Below are 21,380 nucleotides of genomic sequence, written 5' to 3'. Positions count from 1 at the left end.
TTTACAAAAAAAAGATGCCATTAGTAACAGTAACTTTAACAAAAGGAAAACCTCAACAATATATTGAGCAGGTTTCCGGTAGTATCAATAACGCATTACTTGAATCCTATATGTTGCCGCCGAATGATTTGTTCCAGAGATTTTTGCAGTTAGAACCAGGGGCATTTATCTATGACAGACATTATCGTGGAGGCCCGAGATCTGATGATTTTATACTTGTGGAAGTTAAATCGAATGCAAGGAGAACCGAAGAAAAAGATGCAGCTTTTAAATCGATAGTGGAACATTTGTCAAAATCTCCAGGTGTTCGTCCTGAAGATGTGATGATCATTTTTGATTCTCATTCAACTGCCGAGGATTATTCTTTCGGTAGCGGAATCTCAGCCAATAAAAATTGATATTGCCGTTATTGTTTGAATCTTTTAATTAATGAAGAGGCTGTATCCAATTAGATGATGCAGCCTCTTTGTATTTAGTAGGTTTATACCATTCGATGTTTGTCTCTACATTCCTTCTTCCTGTTCGTTTTCTCCATGCTTTGCTTATGACGAATTAGGTTTTCATTGATTTCAATATTGTGGTTTCGTTTGATTTATGGCAAAATCCTTTCATCGGGCAGTTTTGACCTTTTGCCACTACCGTTTTTTTGTATCTGAAATGGATACATCTGTATAAGTCGAAAAGGCCACGACTGATGCAACTTTGAATCATAAAATAAATAAACAGATGAGTAAAGTAATCTTAATCACCGGAGCCTCCAGAGGCTTCGGGAAACTCTGGGCAAAAGCGTTCCTGGAAGCGGGTAACAAGGTAGTGGCAACCGCAAGAAATTTGGCCGACCTAGAGGACCTCGTGTTAGAATTTGGCAATATGGTATTGCCGCTTCAGTTGGACGTCAAAAACAGGACGCAATGTATCGAAGTGGTAAACTTTGCTAAAGAAACTTTTGGACAACTGGATGTAGTGATCAACAATGCCGGATTCGGCCTTTTTGGTGCGGTAGAAGAAGTGAATGAAGTTGATGTAAAGAATCAGTTCGAAACAAATGTATATGGCTCACTTTGGATTATACAAGCTGCGCTACCGATTATGCGAGCACAGCGGAGCGGTCACATTATACAATTATCCAGCTTACTGGGAATTGTTAGCATTCCTACTATGAGCATCTATAATGCAACGAAGTTTGCCTTGGAAGCCATCATAGAAGCATTGTCTGGGGAAGTGAATCACCTGGGCATCAACACTACCCTTATTGAGCCTAACGCCTACACAACTGATTTTGGGGGTGATTCGGCTCTGCACAGTGGGTCTATCGACATTTATGATGATGTAAAAAATGCAGTCCTTGCAGGTTTTAACGAAGACACGATGGGTGATCCATTAGCGACCATACCTGCTATTTTAGAGATCGTGAATACGAAAAATCCTCCGCTTCGTGTATTTTTTGGTAAAGTAGGTTATACCTTTGCATCAGAGGTTTATGCCAAACGCCTTGCGGAATGGGAAGCTTGGAAGGAATTTTCCATTGCTGCCCAAAAGTAACCGGTTTTTGTAACGAAAGACCAAATGACATTCGTTTGGCTTTCGTCATTTTATAACATGCATATGAAGCACTATACAACATTGAACGCCTTACATGATGACAGCGGAATTCAGCGGCCTGAAAACCCTTTGTTAAGCATCATGACCTGCCAGGATTATAGGAGCAGTTCGCTGGGAAAAAACAAGTTTAGTGGGGATTTTTATCTGATCAGTTTCAAAAAATTCGTTTCCGGCAATTTTCGGTACGGACGCAGAAAGTATGATAATGATAATGGTTCGATGATCTATGTAAGACCTAGGCAAATCATTGAGTTTGCGGATTTGGTATTATCAGAGAAAGGTTTTCTAATATTAATACATGAAGATTATTTGTTGAACACAAAATTACATTCTGAAATAAGCAAGTATAGTTTCTTTGATTATGAAGTTAGTGAGGCCCTACACTTATCGGTAGCTGAAGAAAAAAACATCTGGGAACTTTATGGTAAAATCCAGTCGGAATACCATAATAACCAGGACGAATTCAGCAAAGAGATCATCATAACGCACATCGATTCTATTTTAAAATACTCTCAGCGATTCTATAAACGTCAGTTCATTAATCGGGCGGATTATGAGGGAAGTCTGATCACCAGATTTAACTTGATTATGAGGGAATATCAGGAAAGCGGTAAACTGATCACAGAAGGCTTACCCACGGTTGGGTACATGGCATCGCGACTGGCCATATCTACACGTTACCTAACCGATCAACTGAAAGTGGAGACGGGTAAGACAGCCCTTGACCATATTCATATATTTTTGATAGACAAAGCTAAAAACATCTTGTTAGCTACTAATAATTCTATATCAGAAACGGCTTACCAACTAGGCTTTGAAAACCCACCATATTTCTCCCGATTATTTAAAAAGAAAAGCGGTATTACACCGGTCCAGTTCAAAGAAGGAAAGTTTGGGCTTAATTAATATTATCAGGCAAGTATTTTGAAAAAAAAGCCTTCTTTTTCTGATAATCGATTGTGAGCAAATGCCGATGCCTTTAAGGAAAGTAAACCGTTCCAGATAAGCATTCAATATCTCTTTTTCTTTTTGCCGATTATCATAAACCCATTCCATTATTCAAACCAAAATTTTAGGTTTTGATGATGAATTTTTGATAATTTGGATTACAAAAAAACGAAGGTTTAATTGTAATCTCAAAAAATTAGAATAGATGGATAGTCTAGGCATTCGTATGACCTTGAAGACATAATGGATACACAATATGGTGAGCAAAGAAAATGATGATAGGAACTTAATCATTCTTGTTTTAGAACACTGCGACCGATTTGATGCGATAAGAGGTCGTGCTATGTTAATCACAGTTGCCTGAGATAAGCCATATTACTCCAGAGAAAGAAATGAAAGTGTGGACAATGATTACAAGGCAATGCAAGAGTGGGGATTTCGCTAAAAGTGTGCACCAGTTTTCATTCCAAACTGTACACCCCGCTTTTTACCATCCGGTCTTGATGGAATCGTAAAGACTGAGCCAAATATATCCAATCTTCCCAGATTCCTTACCTTCATTTCCCAATCTATCTTTCCTACATCTGTTCTCTCAATCCTCCACAGAAGATGGTTTTGCAAGAAAAACGGCCTTCCAGGACAGAATTTGAGACAAATCAGCCCATGTTTAAAAACACATCAGAATAAGAAATGTAATTTTGGATTTTAAGGCCATTAGAACATCTCCATTTCGGTTTCTCTAGGCGAAACAATCATTGAGCCCAGCCCCGCTTTTCAGAAGCTTAAAACCGCTTAAAATGAGCCGAGTGGCCACTTTCGAGCGAAATCTAGTGAACAATATAGGCCGAAAAAGATGGCCACGATGGATGAAAACCAGTGGCCACTTTTAGGTTCTTCCCCACTTTTGGTGGTACTTATGATAATTGATGGCTAATGTTCGTTAGAAATTAATGAACCTTGCGAATCTAATTTTCTCTTCTGCTGATACATTTAAGATTATTTCGGTGGACAATCAGACTGATCAGATAAATATATACGTTCAAAGCCGGCAGAAAATATGTTTATGTCCGAATTGCTGTGAGCCGTCCGCCAAATTACATAGTTATTACACGAGGAAATTTAATGACTTGCCCACCTTTGGAAAGTCTTGCAGGATCTTTCTGAAATCCCGTAAATATTATTGTCTAACGGACGAGTGTCCACTTAAAATTTTTACAGAACGCTGTAGGCTCCCCTGTTTTTCAGACCATTCAAAAGTATAATTTTGTCCTCAAATTTCCTGTAATAAATCTACAGGAGATTTGAAGTTCAATGCTTGATGTGGTCGATGGTAATTGTAATCCATCATCCATTCCTCTACTTTCTCCCTTACATCATCCAGGGAGTGAAATATGTATGCATTTAGCAATTCTCTTCTGATGCTTCCATTCAATCTTTCAATATACGCGTTCTGTGTTGGCTCTCCTGGCTGAATAAAAACTAGTTCAACATTGTTTTCCTTTGCCCATTCATCCAACTTATGCGAGATGAACTCCGGCCCATTATCCATTCTTATTTTTTTTGGAAGTGCCCTATATTGTTTCAACTCATCCAACGCTCTGATAACCCGCAAGGACGGCAGTGAATAATCTATCTCCATAGCTAGCATCTCTCTGTTGTAATCATCAGCGATGTTCAACAACCTAAATTTCCTTCCATTCCAAAGCGCATCGCTCATAAAATCCATGGACCATACCTCATTTATAGTTTCTGGTACAGACAAAGGCTTTTTGACTCTTTCTGGCAGCCTCTTTTTTGCCCTGCGGCGGATATTAAGCCTCATTGATGTATAAATCCTATAAATCTTTTTATGGTTCCATTTAAGCCCTTTTCGACGCAATCGGTAGTAACACTGCCAGAAGCCTATGGAGACGTGCTTTTCAACAAGAAGTGAAAGCGCATCAACTACTTCACTATCATCCCGTCGTTTATGTTGATAATAATGTTTGCTGCGGTTCAATCCAACGCATTTACAGGCCTGACGATGGCTTATCCTTTTTACCATTTCATCCACTAAATCCCTTTTTTCGTCAGGCGTTAAAGCTTTTTTTCTACAGCCTCCTTGAAAACTTCATGCACGAGGCTAAGATTAGCATACATTTTCTTTAAACGTGCATTTTCTTCCTCCAATGCCTTAAGTTTTGACAACTCTTTTACTTCCATTCCGCCATATCTCTGGCGCCATTTGTAAAAGGCTGCTGTACTTATTCCTAACTCTCTGCAGAGATCGTGCACATTCTTGCCATTCTCATGTTCCTTGATTGCCTTTACAATCTGGGATTCCGTAAACTTGATTCTTTTCATATTGCCAATTAAAATTAATAGTTTTTCTAATAGCCTCGCTGCGCTCGGTCTAGAATTATACTTTTAACTGGTCTGAATTTGGGGAAGTGCACAACGCTATGAAAATCATTTCCAAGCATGCAAGCGGACAACAAAGCGCCTGGAAGATAAACTATTTAATACTGCTTTAGAATTGGGTGGCAAACCTGCAGAAAGAATATGTTGTCATTTTTCAATACCAGTCAGCGATACTACTTTGCTGAGACTTATCAATAGAGCTCCTTTACCTGCCCCAGGTGTTTTTACAGCTATAGGCGTTGATGATTGGGCCTACAAAAAGCGTGAAAGATATGGCAGCATTCTGGTAGATTTAACAACAAGAAGAGTTGTCGATTTGCTACCCGACAGAGAAGAAGAGAGTTTAATTACCTGGTTAGAGAAACAGCCAAAACTTGAAGTAATAACTAGGGATCGTTATGGCAAATACAAGCGTGCGGCGACTAAAGGTGCACCTCAGGCGATACAGGTGGCCGATCGCTGGCATTTGCTAAAAAACCTCGGTGAGGCGCTCACCAAAATGATGACCCGTGAATATGCCAGATTAACTAGGTCATTAGCGCCGAGGATTGAGGAAAGCCTAGTTGAAATACCTGACGAATTACCTATAAGAGAAAAAGAATTGGCCACAACGGGGATTATAAGGCGACGGTTTGATGAGATGAAGAAATTACAGGCAGAAGGTTTATCAATAAAGGCAATTGCAAGACAATTGGGCATGCATAGGGAAACCGTTAGAAAATACATGTTGACGGAAAATTTAGTCCGTAAATCCTACAAAGACAGGGGGATGATCGAGAACTACTTCAATTATATTAAAAAGCGAATGGAAGAAGATGATGGACTTTATTTGAAAACATTATGGAGTGAGTTACGGCAAATGGGTTATCCGGGAGGGTACAGCACACTCTCTGAAGCCTTAGCTTATTATGGCATTCGCATCGGAAAAAAAGCCAGGAATCCAAAAACGCCACAGCACTCAGGCTCATTCTTTAAGCCTTCTAATGCTGCAATGCTATTCCTGACCTCGGAAAACAGGCTTACCGCAACGCAGAAAAAGCTAATAGACAAATTATGTAAATCATCATGTGGCTTAGAACACGCCTTGGTATTGGTAAGAGATTTCCGAAATCTTATGGAAAACAAGTTGGGAAATCAACTCCAGGGCTGGATAGAGAATGTACTGCACTCAGGGATTAGCGAGATGGCAACTTTTGCGAATGGCCTGTTAAGGGATTATCAGTCTATCAAAAACGCGATCAGCTTGCCTTGGAGCAATGGCCCAGTAGAAGGCAATGTAAATAAGCTAAAGACTATCAAACGGCAAATGTATGGCAGGGCCAGCTTTGATTTGCTCAGAAAAAGATTAGTGCTGAAACCCACATAACCACCAAAAGTGGGGAAGAACCACTTTTAGCGGAACCCCCATGTAAATGACTCGTCCTGATTTTACTTGTCGTTTTTGAGTTATAATACTAGAATTAGTTTACATCTTCTGGGTGGTAATACTGGAATTAGTTTACACCACTTTTGTGTTAATTCTGATATTACTTTACAATTGTACAATTTGTAATTTATTAATAAAAGAATTGCTGTGGGTTTTTTCTGATTGTATTTTCAGACGGTCTCCTGCGACTCCTCTTGCATGCCCTTTTTTTTATAAGGATAGTGTTTCCAACGCTTGCTTATCTCACCAGACATATCATGGGCTTTGCTAGGTGTAAGATAGTCCAGACTACCGTGGGGCCTTTTATCGTTATAGTTTTTGATAATGATTTCAATGCTCTTTTTAGCTTCTTTATGATCCTTATATATCTTTTTTGGGAAGAACTCATTTTTCACTATTCCATTAACACGTTCGGCTAAAGCATTATCATAGGGACTACCACTTTCAGTCATACTTATTGCAATTCTGTCACTGTTAAGAAGCTCAGTATAGCTTTTAGAACAATATTGTATCCCCCGGTCCGAATGATGAACCAATATGAACGGTGAGTCTTTTTTCCTCCCGTTGATAGCCATCTCCAGAGCGATAATACAGCCGGTAGCTTCAAGGTTCGGATGGAGTGCAAACCCTACAATCTTTCTGGAATAGGCATCTGTGATCAGGCTTAGATAGCTAAAGCCATCCTGCGTACGAATATAGGTTATGTCACTTACCCATAGTTGTTCCGGGGCAGAGAGCATCATATGTTTTATGAGATTCGGGTATCTTTTTAGAGAGTGGTTAGAGTCAGTAGTCCTTACGGAACGTTTCCTCCGCCGTATAAGTAGTCCATGAAATCTCAAAAGATCATAAAGCTGGTCTCTCCCCATCTTTATATTATGCTTTTCCATTTCCGGAGAAAGCATGTATAGCAGTTTCCCTGTTCCCAAAAATGGAACTGCTGTACGGAATTCAGCCACCAAGGCCAATACCACCATGTGGGAAATATCAGTTTTGATCGCTGTTTTCTGCGCCAGATAATAAGCCTGGCGGCTTACACCAAACAGTGCACAAAGTTCAACCAGACGCTTATCCGGTAGTTTTTGCCGCATCCTTAAGACCGTTTGGTACCACGCTTTTTTCTAATATTGATCTTAAGTTCGCTTTCCGCAACCTCAATCATAGTCTCTAATCCAACATTTCTCAGCTGGGCATCAGCCAAAGCTTTTGTTAGCTCATCGATCTTTTTCTTAAGAAGTTTTGTCTCTTGGTTTTCGTCCATCGCTGAAAGTTCATAAGATGTTTTAGAATGGACTAAGATAGCCAAATTATGTTTCTCCATCCATTTGCCAATGGTACTTGAAGGTAAGCCATATTTGCGTCCAGCTGCTCGCTGACTGAGCATACCGGATTTGATCTCGCAAATGATTTTCTCTTTCAGATCATCGCTTAACCGTCCCCAAGGTTTTCTAGTTGCAATTTTTGTTTTGTCTTTGCTTTTTGTTGCCATTTTTCAGTTTTTAATGACAAGCTATAGCAGGACGAGACAAAAGGTTTTTCGAAAAGTTTGACATTTATTAGTGTAAAACTTGACGAATAACAGTAATTGAGAAAGTGTTCGAGTGGGTAGAAGAATTCCTATATGCAAACAAAAACCCCATCCTATTGCTAGAAATGGGGTTTTTTGCGATTTTCGGACTTGAAAATCTGAGCTCCCTCTGCTGGGCTCGAACCAGCGACCCTCTGATTAACAGTCAGATGCTCTAACCAGCTGAGCTAAGAAGGAGTGCTGGTTGTTTCCTAAAAACGAGGTTTTTTACACTAATAGCGCACATAGCCTTGTTCGTTTTGGGAATGCAATATTAGGGCTTTTAAATTATTTATGCAATATTTGCAGTGAAAAATTTTAAAAAAAAATTAACACATAGATATGAGCCTGATAATCATAGGTACTGTAGCTTTTGATGCTATTGAAACTCCTTTCGGAAAAACGGATAAAATTGTAGGTGGAGCAGCAACTTACGCAAGTTTAGCCGCATCTTACTTTTATAATAAAGCAAAAATCGTAGCAGTTGTTGGTGATGATTTTCATCAAGCAGATATTGATACCTTTACTTCGCATGGGATTGATACCGAAGGATTACAGATTAAAACAAGCGAAAAATCTTTCTTCTGGTCGGGGAAATACCATAATGACATGAACAGCCGCGATACTTTGATTACAGAGTTGAACGTATTGGAAAACTTCGATCCGGTTATACCAGAAAGCTATCAGGATTGTGAATATTTGATGCTGGGAAACCTTACTCCACAAGTACAACAAACGGTAATTAAACGCCTTAAAAACCGTCCGAAATTAATTGTAATGGATACCATGAATTTCTGGATGGATATTATGATGGACGATTTACTGGAAACCATTAAACTGGTAGATGTATTAACCATTAACGACGCAGAAGCCCGTCAGCTATCTGGCGAATACTCTTTAGTTAAAGCGGCAAAGAAAATCCTTGCCATGGGGCCAAAATACCTGATTATTAAAAAAGGAGAACATGGTGCTTTATTGTTCCATGAAGATCAGATTTTCTCTGCTCCGGCATTGCCTTTGGCTGAAGTATTCGACCCAACTGGTGCCGGTGATACTTTTGCGGGTGGTTTTATTGGTTATTTGGCAAAAGTAGGCACAATTAGCTTTAATAATATGAAAAATGCAATCATATATGGTTCAGCATTGGCATCGTTCTGCGTAGAAAAATTTGGAACTGAAAAGCTATTAAATTTAACAGATGAAGAAGTTGCAGCCAGAATTCAGGAATTTGTAAGTTTAAGTGCTTTTACAATAGAAGCATAGTCAGTTTACAGTTGACAGTTTTCAGTTAACAGTTTACAGTTGATTGCAGATAAACGAACCGCAGATTTAGAGATAAATTTCTTTTAAATCTGCGGTTTTTTTCATTACAACTTATTTAACCAGATTGATGTGCTGAGTTTATTTTAGCATTTTGTTATGGCAAAATTTCCTGATCAGAGGTTAAAAGATTTATTACATGCAGCCATCGCTTTAAGATTACGTATTGCCCAAAATGAGGGTTTTTGCTAATGGTTACTTAAAATCCTGCCGCTGCAGGTTGTTTGTTTCTCAAATTAATCACCGTTTTGCTAATTACCGGCTGCAATGTTATCAGGATGATAGATAAAAAACAAAGGGCTGCAATCCATTCATAATAGCTTACACAAAACTGTAGGAATGTTTGTTTTTGCAGGGCTTTGTTCAGCAAACCCACAGCTACTTTACCCGCTTCATCGTGAGGCAAACCCTTGCCAATTAAAGCAGATTGATACATTTTTAATCTTTCCGGCAGGTTAAAATCCAACAAGGTGATACCGCTACGCAGATCATCGCTCTGTTCTCCTTTAAAATAAAGCTGATAGAAATTAATTAAAGCCAAACTGAGACTAAAAGTAGAAAAACGCACAAATACACCAACAGATGATGCAGATTGGCTTAAATTTTCGGGAACAGATGACATAATGAACATCACAATTGGCGACATCACCATCCCAGCGCCCACACCTTGCAAAAAAAGCGGTACGTAAAAGTTTTCTGTTCCTGCTTCACTGGCAAACAGTTGGCACATCCATAAAAAAAACACAAAAAGCAATACAAAACCACTTATCCACAACACCCTTAAATGTTTTTTACGGATCAAAAATCGAATCGCAACTACTGAGCCCACTACAACCCCTGCAATATTGAAGATCATAATCTCGTTGGCATGCAAAGAATCCATCCCCAAAACATTAATAAAATATGAAGATGTTAAACTGAAAGCACCACGAACAATATAAAGAATAACCAGGAAAACAATTCCGATGGCAAAATTCCTCGATCTGAAAATACTGAGGTCAACTGCCGGCCTTTTTAGGGTAAGCTGCCGGCTAATAGAAACCACAAACAAAAATAAAATCGCTAAAATAGCGTAACGGATACTTGTATCATCCAGCCAATCGTATTGCTGACCATAAACCAGAACATAGGCAATAAGTACAAGCATGGCAGAAAAAAGCACAAAACTCAGCCAATCAATTTTATAAAGTGGTGTTTTGCGTAACAAATGTACCCTGTTCATTACACTAAAAAGCAATATTGCACTAGGTAAAAAACAGAATATAATGGCTTTATATAAAACATTATATTCATAATTTTCAACAATTGGAACAGAAAAAAGTGCCGTAACCGGAGATACACAGAGAATCATTCCATAAAAAATGGTATAACCAGTTTCTTTTGCGTGTTCGGATTTTAACCTGCTAAAAAGTAAATTTAGTGATATACTGGTAAGGCCGCAATTCACAATTCCTTGTAGAAACCTCAATGTAAAAACCAACCAGATTTCGCGGGTATGGTAACACCAGTACGCAATAAGAATTTCAAGAATGATGCAGATCAATAAATAATCTTTAGTAACTACCCTGGCAAAAAAACGGCGTTCTACAACGGCAAAACTGGCAACTGCGGCATAAAACATCAATAATGAAAACTGAACATCCGATGCACTTGCACCATAATAGCCAGCCGCAGCGGTCCCATCAGCGGTAGAGAGTGCAAAAAGCAATACCGACGATAAAAGTACCGCAAAAATGCTCAGAATTATCACCCATTCGGGTACTTTAACTTTAAATATAAGCAAATGATCAGTCATTTTTTTTCACTTTAACACTAGCACTCATTCCCGCACTTAAAAGCTCAATGCCCTGGTCATTTTTACCCAAACGGATGCGAACCGGGATACGCTGTGCAATTTTTACAAAGTTTCCGGTAGCATTATCTGGGGGCAATAGCGAAAACCTTGAGCCTGTAGCACCAGATAGGGATTCAATTTCTCCAATAAACTGTCGACCAGGAAAAGCATCAACCTCAACATTTACTTTTTCGCCAACATGCATTTTAGCAATCTGGGTTTCTTTAAAATTAGCCACCACCCATTTTCCAGCTGTCCGATCAACCAGATAAGCAATAGTTTGGCCGATTTGAACCAATTGACCTGCCTGGATGGTTCTTCTACCCATTTTACCATCATAAGGCGCAACAATTACCGTATAGGAAGTATTCAGGTTGTTTCTTTTTACAACGGCCTGTCTTCGCTTTATTTCAGATTCCAGCACATCACTTTGGGCCTTAATATCATTCGTTTTGGAGATAGCAGTTAAATAATCTTCTCTTGATGCCTGATATTCTGCCTGTGCAACCTGCAATAAACTCTCAACCGTTTCCAACTGTTGGCGGGTAGCCGATTCAGCATCAAAAAGTTTTTTATAGCGGGCATATTCCGCCTGCTGTTTCCAGAGCTTTGCCTTTGCAGCAGCAATTTTAGCTTCCGCAACCAAGGCCGTACTTTGGGCTGTTTTAATATTACTTTGTTGTACCGAAACCTGTGCCTTCGCATTTAGCAAAGAAGCCGCTGCCTCATCTTGTTGAACGGTATAATCATCATCATCTATTAAAACCAGGGTATCACCCTTTTTCACTTCCTGGTTCTCTTCAAATTTCACTTCTTTAATGTAACCACTCACTCGTGCAGTTACCGGATTGATGTATTCATCCACCTGTGCATCGTTTGTTTCTTCAAATTTCATATAGCCGATGAGCGTTTTTCCACCCCATATCATCAATATCACTAAAACGATGAGTGCTATTATTGTGGTAATTCTACTGATGATTTTATCGGCTTTGCTTTGTTTCTGTGTGTTCATTTTTATAAGTTTCCTACGGCTTTTTGTAATTGATAGTATTGTATTTTAGCATTCACCTTTGCAGTGGTGAGTTCGAACCGCGATTGCAATAATTGCGTTTCTGCATCCAGCAAGTCGGTTAAAAGCGACAGTTGGTTGAAATAGGTATTTTGTACAATCCGATAACTTTCTGTGGCCTGCTTAATGTTTTCTTCTGCAAGTGCAATGCGTTGTACCGATTCTTTATAGCGGATATAATTTTCCTGCACTTCCTGGCGGATCTGATCTTTCACATCTTCATCTTCAACTTCCTGCTGATGCACCTTAATCTCCGCCTCCTTAACTTTGTGTTGATTGGTATACCAAGATGAAATCGGAATTTTAAGTTTTAATCCAACCATACCATTACTATAAAGCGATAACGCATAAGGATAAAACTGAATTTGCGGGTATGCAAAGGCATATTCCCCAAAAAAACCCAAAGAGGGCATAACATTGGATTTTACATTCTTTAGTTTCAATTTTGCGAGGGCCTGTTCTTTCTCCGAAATTTTTATTTTGTAAGAAGTTGTTTCGGCATCATTAAAATATTCGTCAATCTGCTTTAGTGCAATGGCGTCTGTTTCATTGTCAGATATTTGAGGATTCAGAGGCGCATCATCTGCCCTGCCAATTAAAATATTAAGTTTCTGTTTAGCGATTTTGATGCTATTGTTAATTTCTGTTAACAACATGCGCTGCTTAGAAAGGCGCAATTCTGCCCTCAATACATCACTTTTTAATATCGTTCCGTTTTTATATAACTGGTTAATTTCTGCCAATTGCTTTTCGCGGTCGCGGATGTCTTGTTCCAATAAATCCTGGTAAGAAATATTACGGAATACATCGTAAAAATAAACCGCAACTGTATAATGGATTTCCTGTGTACTTTGTCCTTTTTGTACCCTGCTCAATTCGCTTTCCACTTTCGAGGCATTAATTTCAGTACTGGTTTTTCCTCCATTATAAATATTGAAATAAGCATCAGCACCTGCTTTATAATAAGTTGGTGCAACCGGAAACTGGCTAGGGGTATGAAAAAGTCCGTTTTCGTAAATAGGTAAGGGTAAAACATGAGCATAAACTCCTTCGGCAGCAATTTCGGGTAACCTTTCGGCCTTGCTTACCTTTACATGCGCATCAGCAGCCTGCACATTGAGGCCCTGCATTTGTATTTTTTTATTGTTACTATCTGCAAGTGCCCAAACCTGGTTAATGGTAAAATTATCCTGATGCGGAATGGCTTGTGGATGAACAAAAATTGATGATAAAAGAAGTGCGATGCACAACCAAAACGATCTTTTATTTCTGTTAAAATTCATATTCGTTAATTAATGATGCAAATTTCGTTACAGATTTGTTACTTTGTTTTATCTAAACTGACAGATATTTATTCAAACCAGCCAAATGATAAAAGTTAGCAACGAAGACCTTTTATTTGCAATAGACGAAAAACCAGAAACCATGTACGTTTGGCATAGCCGGTTTGAAGACCGGTTTCAAGACCACAGCCATTTAAAAGGACAACTCACTTATGTAGAGGGAGGCATTATTTTTTTGTATACAAAAGAGAAATCCTACTTTTTGCCTGCACGGCACTATGTTTGGATTCCGGCCGGAGTAGAACATCATTTACAACACCGGTACCATGCCGCAATTGTTCGGAATATTTATTTTGATACCGCTACGGATGATGAAAATCCGTTTTATAAACAAATCGGAATATATCCTGTAAATAACCTCTTGTTAGAAATGTTCCTTTTTTCTGAGCGTTGGAATGGAAATATTGTTCCAAAAACGAAAGAATACGATTTTTTAAATACACTTAAGAATATTTTGCCTGTGGTGAGCGAACACCCCCTCCCTATTGCGTTGCCAACTACAGAAAACCAGCGTTTAAGACCTGTGTTACAACATATTGTAAATGGACTTGCAGATGATGGCATGAGTTTGGAAAGTGTGGGCAAAGCGATGGGTTTTAGCGAACGTACCCTATCAAGATTATTTCAATCGGCTTTGGATACTTCCTTTTTTCAATACCTAAAACTGGCCCGGATGATAAAGGCAATGGAAAAATTATTGGAAAGCGATGCCACAATCAGCGAGGTTGCCTACCAGGTGGGCTACAATAGCATTTCTTCTTTCAGTAATACTTTTTATAAGATGGTGGGTAAAAGACCCTCAGAATTTAAAGAATTAAAACAATCAACTCTTACTAAAATTAACCTGGTTTAACCAGCATCGCAATAGGTACAAATTTTTCAAAAACAGCATCAGTATGGGGTGCATCGGGCAATTCATCAGTTAAATCCTGCCCTGCCCAATGCTCATAATGTTTACCGTTTCTCCAAAGCCTGCTCTCAGTCATATCGTAGATAAGCCCCTTATAAGCCACCCAGATCTGAGGTTTATCCTGTCCGTTGCGTAAGGCGAGCTGTTGCTTGGTATAAGCTGGTAAATCCATTTAAATCAATTTCGGGTTGAAGATAATCAAAAGGTTTTTAAACATATATAAAATAGAAAGCAGTGAGCTTATATGATTTTACATGCCTTGTATAGTCAAAGCTTCGATTCATTATTAAAGAGAAAAAATTTTAATCACAGATATACACAGAGATCAGTTTTTGCCACGGAAGCACGGAAATTCATAGATGATCATACTACATCGTCCTCGTTTGCAACGAGGATGTACGAGAAAAGCGATTTTATCGCTCTTAAAGGAATTATTTTCGCATTGCAAATGCGTACCTCAAAAATCCTCGTTACAAACGAGGACTATTTAAGACTTTAACCACAGATTTACACAGAGATCAGTTTTTGCCACGGAAACACAGAAAGCACGGAGAATTCATAGATGATCATACAACATCGTCCTCGTTTGCAACGAGGATGTACGAGTAAAGCGATTTTATCGCTCTTAAAGGAATTAATTTTGCATTGCAAATGCGTACCTCAAAAATCCTCGTTACAAACGAGGACTATTTAAGGAGAAATAATTTTAACCACATATCGACACAGAGATCAGTTTTTGCCACGGAAGCACGGAAATTCATAGATGATCATCCCTTAGTTGTGTCATCCTGAGGGATAATTTATTTATAAAAATCAAAATAAATTACAGGGCACTTAAAAAACAAATCTCTTCAGATTATCGTCGCTTGTTTTTAAAAACCTCGTACAGGTAAATATTCATCAACAACAAACTCATTAAATAAAAATGATCCTCAAAAGGAATCGTGCCCACTCTGAAACCCAGGTTCTGCTTATCGTTATACATCACTATCGGAATGGAAGTCAAAAATCCATTAACAACATAAAAAGGTATTAAAGAAACCAAATAAGCCCTGTAAAACCTGTACATAAACCTATACTCAACATTGATGTATTCTACATAAGCCAATACTACAAACAAAAAGCCGAAATTAATTAGCGTATACCACCTGCTGTAACCAAAAAAAAGAATGGCCACACAAAGACCAAGAAATAAATTACTTAGTGCCAGACTATATTTCTGCAAATCATTTTTCGGGAAATAGGCATTTAAACATTCATAAATAAATACACACGCGTACGGAACCGTTAAAAAGAAGAGCATTTCTTCCAGGGGCAATCCTAAAAGATTTATTCCAACCAGGTAATCGGGGTTAAACGACCATACATTTAGTTTGGTAAAAAGGATATCCCATACTAAAAACACAATTCCGGTAATCAGTATTGCAGGAAATATAAATTTCCACTTGCTAAAAAAATGAACCTTTTTATCGAAGGATAAAACCAGCGGAAAGAAAATTACGGCAAGGTTTATGAATAAATAGGTATAATGCATTTATAGGTGTTTCTTTAAAATTTTAACTTCTGCCGGCGTACACTTTTTACTATCAATCATAAATTTGGCAACGTTTTTAACCAAGTCTTGGTCGGCAAGGCCAAAATTTTCATTTTGATAATGCTTAACAATTTCCTTTTTATCAACAGCCAAATCTTTACTGAAACCCAAAAATGAAGGCGTATAAAATTCGATAGAAAAGCGCATAAAACGAATTTCCATATTTTCTTTATCCATATCAATAGCCTTTTGCAGGGTTTTAAGCGAGCTGCCAACATATTTGATCTTGTTATATGGATTCCAGGAATGTTTTGCCTTCAAAGCTTCCAATGTTCCGGTATAGCCCGTAATCAGTGCTGTTTTATTAGGCAATTTATTCAATTGCGTAAAAAGAGAATCAGTTAGCTTTGAATTTTCTACCGCTTTTACCATATTGGCTTTTAATACCGCAATTTCTTGAGTAGATAACTGGGCATAAGTAATATTGCTTGCCGCTAGGAGCAGAAAACATATAAGGCTTAGTTTAATCATGTTTAGCCGCAAAGGTAATAAATCTATCAAGAGTTCTCTCGGCAGATATCCACTCTTTAATATAACTATATTGATAACGTTAAGAAAACTCGCTCAACCTCCTTAAACCCTTAAAAATAAAAGAGATAACCTGGAGTAATCACCTAGATTCGACATCCTCTACAAATTCCCCATTGCATTTAAAATAACCGATGCCCTGAATGACAAAAAAACAAAACAAAACAAGATAAATTTCCTTTATTTACACCATGGAGAAAAAACTTCAGGTTACTATAATTGGTGCCGGTTTTGCAGGTTTGGCCGCGTCAGCACTGTTGGCTAAAGATGGTTACGAGGTTACCGTAATCGAAAAAAATGGAATGGCAGGCGGCCGGGCCAGAACCTGGGAAAAAGACGGTTTTACTTTTGATATGGGGCCAAGCTGGTACTGGATGCCAGATGTTTTTGAAAACTATTACAATATTTTTAATAAAACAGCATCCGATTTTTACGAACTCAAAAGATTAAGCCCTTCCTATCGTATTTATTTTGACAAAGATGAACGCATTGATGTGCCTGCTACACTGGATGAACTATATGCATTATTTGAAAAGCTAGAGCCTGGCAGCACTAAAAACCTTCAATCTTTTCTCGATCAGGCCAAATATAAATATGATGTTGGCATGAATGAATATGTTTTTAAACCTTCACACAGCGTAATGGAATATTTTGATCCGCGATTGGCCATTAGCGGAGTAAAACTGCAGTTACTGGGCAACATGCGGAAACATGTACATCAATTGTTTAAAAATGAGCAATTGAGGAAACTTCTGGAATTTCCGGTTTTATTTTTAGGTGCCACACCGCAAAATACTCCTGCTTTATACAGCCTGATGAACTATGCAGATCTTGTTTTAGGTACCTGGTACCCCATGGGCGGGATGCATAAAATTGTGGCTGCCATGCAAAACATAGCTGAAGCTGAAGGCGTAAAATTTATTTTTGATACAGAAGTAACCAAAATTGAAGTTCAAAATAACATTGCTGAAGAAGTGATTACTGATAAGGGCACATTTAAAAGTGACTTTGTAGTGGGCAATGCTGATTATCAACATATAGATCAGCATTTATTTGAAAAACCATACCGCAATTACAGCGAAAAATATTGGAACAGTAGAACAATGGCTCCCTCATGCCTTTTATTTTATATTGGGCTTAACACAAAGCTAAAAAACGTTTTACACCACAATTTATTTTTCGATGAAAATTTCGATCAACATGCAGAAGAAATCTACACGGATCCGAAATGGCCGGCTAAGCCCTTATTTTATGCCTGCTGCCCTTCAGTTACCGATCCAAGCGTTGCACCTCAAGGTTGCGAGAACCTCTTTTTTTTAGTTCCGCTTGCACCTGGTTTAAAAGACAGTGAAAGCAAAAGGGAAGAATACTTTAATTTATTACTTAAACGCTTCAAAGATTTAACAGGAAACGACATTACTGATCATATTTTATTTAAACGCAGTTACGCTATGGATGATTTTGTTGCAGACTATCATGCCTTTAAAGGAAATGCGTATGGACTAGCAAACACTTTGAAACAGACCGCTTTCCTAAAACCTAAAATGAAAAGTAAGGTAACAAATTTTTTATATACCGGACAATTAACCGTTCCAGGCCCTGGAGTGCCACCTGCAATCATATCTGGACAAGTGGTAGCAAAAGAAATAAAAAAAAAGTTAAAAAAAGCTTGACAAATTTAAAATTTCCCTTATCTTTATAACCACAAAACAAAAACACTGCAATAAAGCTTTAAAACACATAATTGTTCGAGGTTTGCATTTGTTTCGAAATAAGAGAGAAGGCGAATTGTTGAAAGCAAAAATAAGAATCAACTAACCAAATATATGATAAGCAAAAAGGCCTGATAATTCAGGCCTTTTGCTTTTTACAGAAAACTTCAAATATCCAGTTCAATAGCTGATCGTCATTTAGGCCGGGCAACCAGGCAGAGGTAAATCAATACCATTATCGAAAGCCGTGATTGGCAATTCAACTCATGATCCTTAAAAAAGATGCTTAGATAATTTTGTCAACCAAATATTAAGATCCGGCAAATAGATTTCTTAACTGCATTGCAATACGCCAGAAATCAAGGATCATGTATATAAGGGAACAAAAAAAGGGCCCAGATAAAATCTGAGCCCCAAGTTTTTCAATCGATGTATCTTAAGCCATTTCGCTAACGGCAACTTCTTTAGAGTACGTTTTAAGGTATTTTTTCAAAATTCCTCTTGCAACGTGAATACGGGTTTTAACTGTTCCGATTGGAATTTCCAACATATCAGCAATTTCATGGTATTTATAGCCTTCAAAATAACGGATAAACGGCACATAATATTCTTCGGGTAATTGTGATAATGCTTTATCAATATCACCTAATACAAATTTACTTTCAGCCTGATTTTTTGTAGCACTATATGAAAGGTTAGCAGAAGAAATATCTTCGCTTTGTGTAATTAATGTATTCGTTTTCACTAAACGGCGGTAGTTATTGATAAAAGTGTTTTTCATGATGGTAAATAACCAACCTTTTAAATTCGTACCCTCTTTAAACTTATTATAATAAGTGATCGCTTTCAGCATGGTATCCTGAACCAAATCATTAGCGTCTTCTGCGTCTTTTGTAAAATTTAAAGCATAAGATCTAAGTGATACCGAGTGATGATTAACCAGATGATTGAATTCAAATTTTGTCATGATGTTTAGCTTTAGGGGATTTAAAAAAAACAAATGAATTTATGCTCATTCCCTTATTTGTAAACAAACTTAGTACCAAAAATTTTTGGCATGGTGCAAAAGGCGTACAAATACGCTAAGGCATGGTTTCGTCACAGAATATTTACTTCTCTTTCTAAAGTGACTCCAAAAGTGGACTTTACACTGTCTATAATCTGTTCAGAAAAAGCATACACTTCCGTGCCAGTTGCACCACCATGATTAACTAAAACCAAAGCTTGATTTTTCCAGGTGCCTGTTTGCCCAACAATTTTACCCTTCCAGCCACATTGTTCAATCAACCAGCCTGCGGCCAATTTAATTTTATTATCAGCTGTAGCGTAATGAACCACATCGGGGTGTTTTGCTACAATATCTGCAAACTCATACTTTTCAATCACAGGATTTTTGAAGAAACTCCCGGCGTTTCCAATGGTTGAAGGATCTGGCAATTTGCTTACGCGGATATGTGATACAGCCGCCGATACATCTGCAATAGTTGGATTTTCGATCCCTCTGTTATGCAATTCTGTTTCGATTGCACCATAAGAAGTATTTATTTTCGCTTCGGAAGAAAGGCGGAACGTAACAGATGTAATAATATATTGGCCTTTTAATACCCCTTTAAAAATACTTTCGCGGTAGCCGAAGTGGCAATCTTCATAATTAAAGGTTTTAATTTGCCCGGTGCTGATCTCAAATGCAGTACAGCTTTCAAAAACATCTTTAAGCTCTACCGCGTATGCACCAATATTTTGTATGGGCGATGCGCCTACAGTACCTGGAATCAGACTTAAATTTTCTACACCAGCAAAATGATGCTGAACACAGTAGTCTACAAAATCATTCCATACTTCTCCGGCACCTGCACTTACCAAGACCTTATCCTCCAAAACTTCAGATTGAATACCTTTGATGCTGATTTTGATTACCAAACCATCGTAATCTTGGGTAAACAACACATTGCTGCCTCCACCTACAATCAGAAGTTTTTGAGATTTTACCAGCTCATTTTCAAATAACTTAACCAGGTCTTTTTCAGCAAATACCTCTGCGAAATATTTAGCTTTAACATCGATACCAAATGAATTGTATGGTTTTAGCGAAATATTTTCCTGAATCTGAAGCATAGTGATTTTATGTTATGCTGCAAAAGTAAAATAAAAATTAATTAAGGAACAATTTTGGTAATCTCCTTATCGAAATTAAAACTCAACCCCTTCGCTTTCGCATCTTCTGATTTTACCCCAGAAAGTTTCCAGCCTATAAATTCTGGTTTGGTTTTGGCCAGATCCAGCAGGCGGTACCGCTCTTTAGTCAATTGCGCGCTGATCAATCCTACACTATCAGATTCTTCCTGACTTAAATGTTCTATTTCACTTTCAAGCAAAGCCAAAGTCGTATCCAATTTATTTCCTTTTTTTAAGCTATCGGCATAAGCTTTAGGAGAAATAGTATAGAGACTATCTAAACTTGCTTGATCAAAATCTAGGTCTTCATCACGGTTATCATAGCGGGCTTCTACAAGTGCAATGGCGCGATCTTTATTGATTTTAGTTTTCTTACCACATGAATACAATAACAATGAAGCAGTACAAATAAGAATGATCAGAGAATAATTTTTCATATTGTAATTTAACTTTTTAATACGTCTTTCCTCACAAAAAGCAGCCCAAAAGCTTTCCCTTTCTCCTTAGCCCTATTTTTATGGTGAATTTTATGCGCTTTCCGCACCGCTTGCAAATAAGTGTTATTGCTTTTAAAGGTTTTAAACCTACGGTGTACAAACCAATCGTGTACCACAAAATAAATAATACCATATAAAGTAATACCCAGGCCGATAAAAAACTTATAGCTTAAGTGATCGCGATCTATATACATTAAATACAATGACAGTGCAGCAAATAAAACCGCAAAAACATCATTCCACTCAAAAAATGATTTCGCTTTTTGATGGTGGCTTTTATGCATAAACCATAGCGGGCCATGAAATAAATATTTATGTATAAACCAGGAGAAACACTCCATTATTATGATGGTAAATAGTACCGTTAGGAAATTGATAATTACTGACAAGTTTTATAAATGATTGGTTTGTAAAGATATATAAACACGCTAAGATTAAAAATTATGTCATACCAT

General features: G+C 37.9%; 21 protein-coding genes and 1 tRNA gene. 8 read left to right on the top strand and 14 right to left on the bottom strand.

Annotation, left to right across the window (positions count from 1 at the left end; translation table 11 throughout):
- Nucleotides 1–14 precede the first annotated feature (14 nt).
- From ACZZZW_RS04890 to ACZZZW_RS04875, 4 genes are all read left to right on the top strand, one after another.
- On the top strand, nt 15–398 hold the full coding sequence (locus tag ACZZZW_RS04890; RefSeq protein WP_055908416.1) for a tautomerase family protein: 384 nt from the start codon (nt 15–17) through the stop codon (nt 396–398).
- A 328-nt stretch (nt 399–726) separates the two neighbouring features.
- Nucleotides 727–1,542: an SDR family NAD(P)-dependent oxidoreductase gene (locus ACZZZW_RS04885; protein ID WP_055908419.1), complete on the top strand. Its 816-nt coding sequence runs from the start codon at nt 727–729 to the stop codon at nt 1,540–1,542.
- Between the two features lie 63 nt (nt 1,543–1,605).
- Nucleotides 1,606–2,508: a helix-turn-helix domain-containing protein gene (locus tag ACZZZW_RS04880; protein ID WP_055908422.1), complete on the top strand. Its 903-nt coding sequence runs from the start codon at nt 1,606–1,608 to the stop codon at nt 2,506–2,508.
- Nucleotides 2,509–3,500: 992 nt separating this feature from the next.
- Entirely contained in the window at nt 3,501–3,812 is a 312-nt protein-coding gene (locus tag ACZZZW_RS04875; RefSeq protein ID WP_463492456.1) for a transposase family protein, read from the top strand.
- Between the two features lie 8 nt (nt 3,813–3,820).
- Here the strand turns inward: ACZZZW_RS04875 and ACZZZW_RS04870 are convergent.
- A protein-coding gene (locus ACZZZW_RS04870) for an IS3 family transposase (RefSeq protein WP_463492068.1) occupies nt 3,821–4,893 on the bottom strand; the annotation gives its coding sequence in 2 pieces (ribosomal slippage) (nt 3,821–4,632 and nt 4,632–4,893; 1,074 coding nt in all).
- Between the two features lie 76 nt (nt 4,894–4,969).
- On the opposite strand from ACZZZW_RS04870, the gene ACZZZW_RS04865 reads away from it, so the two are divergent.
- Complete coding sequence (locus tag ACZZZW_RS04865; protein ID WP_463497717.1) at nt 4,970–6,316, top strand: ISL3 family transposase; 1,347 nt, start codon at nt 4,970–4,972, stop codon at nt 6,314–6,316.
- 230 nt (nt 6,317–6,546) lie between these two features.
- On the opposite strand, the gene ACZZZW_RS04860 is transcribed toward ACZZZW_RS04865, so the two are convergent.
- From ACZZZW_RS04860 to ACZZZW_RS04850, 3 genes are all read right to left on the bottom strand, one after another.
- The gene (locus ACZZZW_RS04860; RefSeq protein ID WP_463492455.1) at nt 6,547–7,467 is read right to left on the bottom strand and encodes an IS3 family transposase; all 921 of its coding nucleotides are present in this window, start codon (nt 7,465–7,467) and stop codon (nt 6,547–6,549) included.
- A 2-nt stretch (nt 7,468–7,469) separates the two neighbouring features.
- Nucleotides 7,470–7,865, bottom strand: a complete 396-nt coding sequence (locus tag ACZZZW_RS04855) for a hypothetical protein (protein ID WP_147226476.1) — start codon at nt 7,863–7,865, stop codon at nt 7,470–7,472.
- A 202-nt stretch (nt 7,866–8,067) separates the two neighbouring features.
- Nucleotides 8,068–8,141 (bottom strand) — tRNA-Asn (locus tag ACZZZW_RS04850).
- 144 nt (nt 8,142–8,285) lie between these two features.
- Here ACZZZW_RS04850 and ACZZZW_RS04845 point away from each other — a divergent pair.
- Complete coding sequence (locus ACZZZW_RS04845) at nt 8,286–9,206, top strand: PfkB family carbohydrate kinase (RefSeq protein WP_463492454.1); 921 nt, start codon at nt 8,286–8,288, stop codon at nt 9,204–9,206.
- A gap of 256 nt (nt 9,207–9,462) precedes the next feature.
- On the opposite strand, the gene ACZZZW_RS04840 is transcribed toward ACZZZW_RS04845, so the two are convergent.
- The 3 genes from ACZZZW_RS04840 to ACZZZW_RS04830 are packed head-to-tail and all read right to left on the bottom strand — an operon-like array spanning nt 9,463 to nt 13,449.
- Nucleotides 9,463–11,058, bottom strand: coding sequence for an MFS transporter (locus tag ACZZZW_RS04840; protein ID WP_055908438.1), 1,596 nt, complete (start codon nt 11,056–11,058; stop codon nt 9,463–9,465).
- Nucleotides 11,051–12,109, bottom strand: a complete 1,059-nt coding sequence (locus ACZZZW_RS04835) for an HlyD family secretion protein (protein WP_055908439.1) — start codon at nt 12,107–12,109, stop codon at nt 11,051–11,053. The genes ACZZZW_RS04840 and ACZZZW_RS04835 overlap by 8 nt, the downstream gene beginning before the upstream one ends.
- Nucleotides 12,110–12,111: 2 nt before the next feature.
- Entirely contained in the window at nt 12,112–13,449 is a 1,338-nt protein-coding gene (locus ACZZZW_RS04830) for a TolC family protein (RefSeq protein ID WP_055908442.1), read from the bottom strand.
- An 85-nt stretch (nt 13,450–13,534) separates the two neighbouring features.
- On the opposite strand from ACZZZW_RS04830, the gene ACZZZW_RS04825 reads away from it, so the two are divergent.
- Nucleotides 13,535–14,362, top strand: coding sequence for a helix-turn-helix domain-containing protein (locus tag ACZZZW_RS04825; protein ID WP_055908445.1), 828 nt, complete (start codon nt 13,535–13,537; stop codon nt 14,360–14,362).
- On the opposite strand, the gene ACZZZW_RS04820 is transcribed toward ACZZZW_RS04825, so the two are convergent.
- From ACZZZW_RS04820 to ACZZZW_RS04810, 3 genes are all read right to left on the bottom strand, one after another.
- Nucleotides 14,349–14,591, bottom strand: coding sequence for a cytochrome b5 domain-containing protein (locus tag ACZZZW_RS04820; RefSeq protein ID WP_055908448.1), 243 nt, complete (start codon nt 14,589–14,591; stop codon nt 14,349–14,351). The genes ACZZZW_RS04825 and ACZZZW_RS04820 overlap by 14 nt on opposite strands.
- 684 nt (nt 14,592–15,275) lie before the next feature.
- The gene (locus ACZZZW_RS04815; RefSeq protein WP_055908451.1) at nt 15,276–15,953 is read right to left on the bottom strand and encodes a lycopene cyclase domain-containing protein; all 678 of its coding nucleotides are present in this window, start codon (nt 15,951–15,953) and stop codon (nt 15,276–15,278) included.
- Nucleotides 15,954–16,484 (bottom strand): hypothetical protein, encoded by a 531-nt coding sequence (locus ACZZZW_RS04810; protein WP_055908454.1) that lies wholly within the window; start codon nt 16,482–16,484, stop codon nt 15,954–15,956.
- 248 nt (nt 16,485–16,732) lie between these two features.
- Between ACZZZW_RS04810 and ACZZZW_RS04805 the strand changes: the two genes are divergently transcribed.
- The gene (locus ACZZZW_RS04805) at nt 16,733–18,214 is read left to right on the top strand and encodes a phytoene desaturase family protein (RefSeq protein WP_055908457.1); all 1,482 of its coding nucleotides are present in this window, start codon (nt 16,733–16,735) and stop codon (nt 18,212–18,214) included.
- Between the two features lie 475 nt (nt 18,215–18,689).
- On the opposite strand, the gene ACZZZW_RS04800 is transcribed toward ACZZZW_RS04805, so the two are convergent.
- The 4 genes from ACZZZW_RS04800 to ACZZZW_RS04785 form a co-directional block, all read right to left on the bottom strand.
- Nucleotides 18,690–19,220 carry an RNA polymerase sigma factor gene (locus ACZZZW_RS04800; RefSeq protein ID WP_055908459.1) on the bottom strand — a complete coding sequence of 177 codons (531 nt, stop codon included), beginning with the start codon at nt 19,218–19,220 and terminating at the stop codon, nt 18,690–18,692.
- A 131-nt stretch (nt 19,221–19,351) separates the two neighbouring features.
- Entirely contained in the window at nt 19,352–20,368 is a 1,017-nt protein-coding gene (gene murB, locus ACZZZW_RS04795) for a UDP-N-acetylmuramate dehydrogenase (protein WP_463492453.1), read from the bottom strand.
- Nucleotides 20,369–20,409: 41 nt separating this feature from the next.
- Nucleotides 20,410–20,865 (bottom strand): hypothetical protein, encoded by a 456-nt coding sequence (locus tag ACZZZW_RS04790; protein WP_463492452.1) that lies wholly within the window; start codon nt 20,863–20,865, stop codon nt 20,410–20,412.
- Between the two features lie 8 nt (nt 20,866–20,873).
- Complete coding sequence (locus tag ACZZZW_RS04785; protein WP_200912296.1) at nt 20,874–21,314, bottom strand: sterol desaturase family protein; 441 nt, start codon at nt 21,312–21,314, stop codon at nt 20,874–20,876.
- Between the last annotated feature and the right edge of the window lie 66 nt (nt 21,315–21,380).

This window comes from Pedobacter sp. AC379, assembly GCF_979258145.1.
This window is presented reverse-complemented; position numbering and strand designations above follow the sequence as displayed.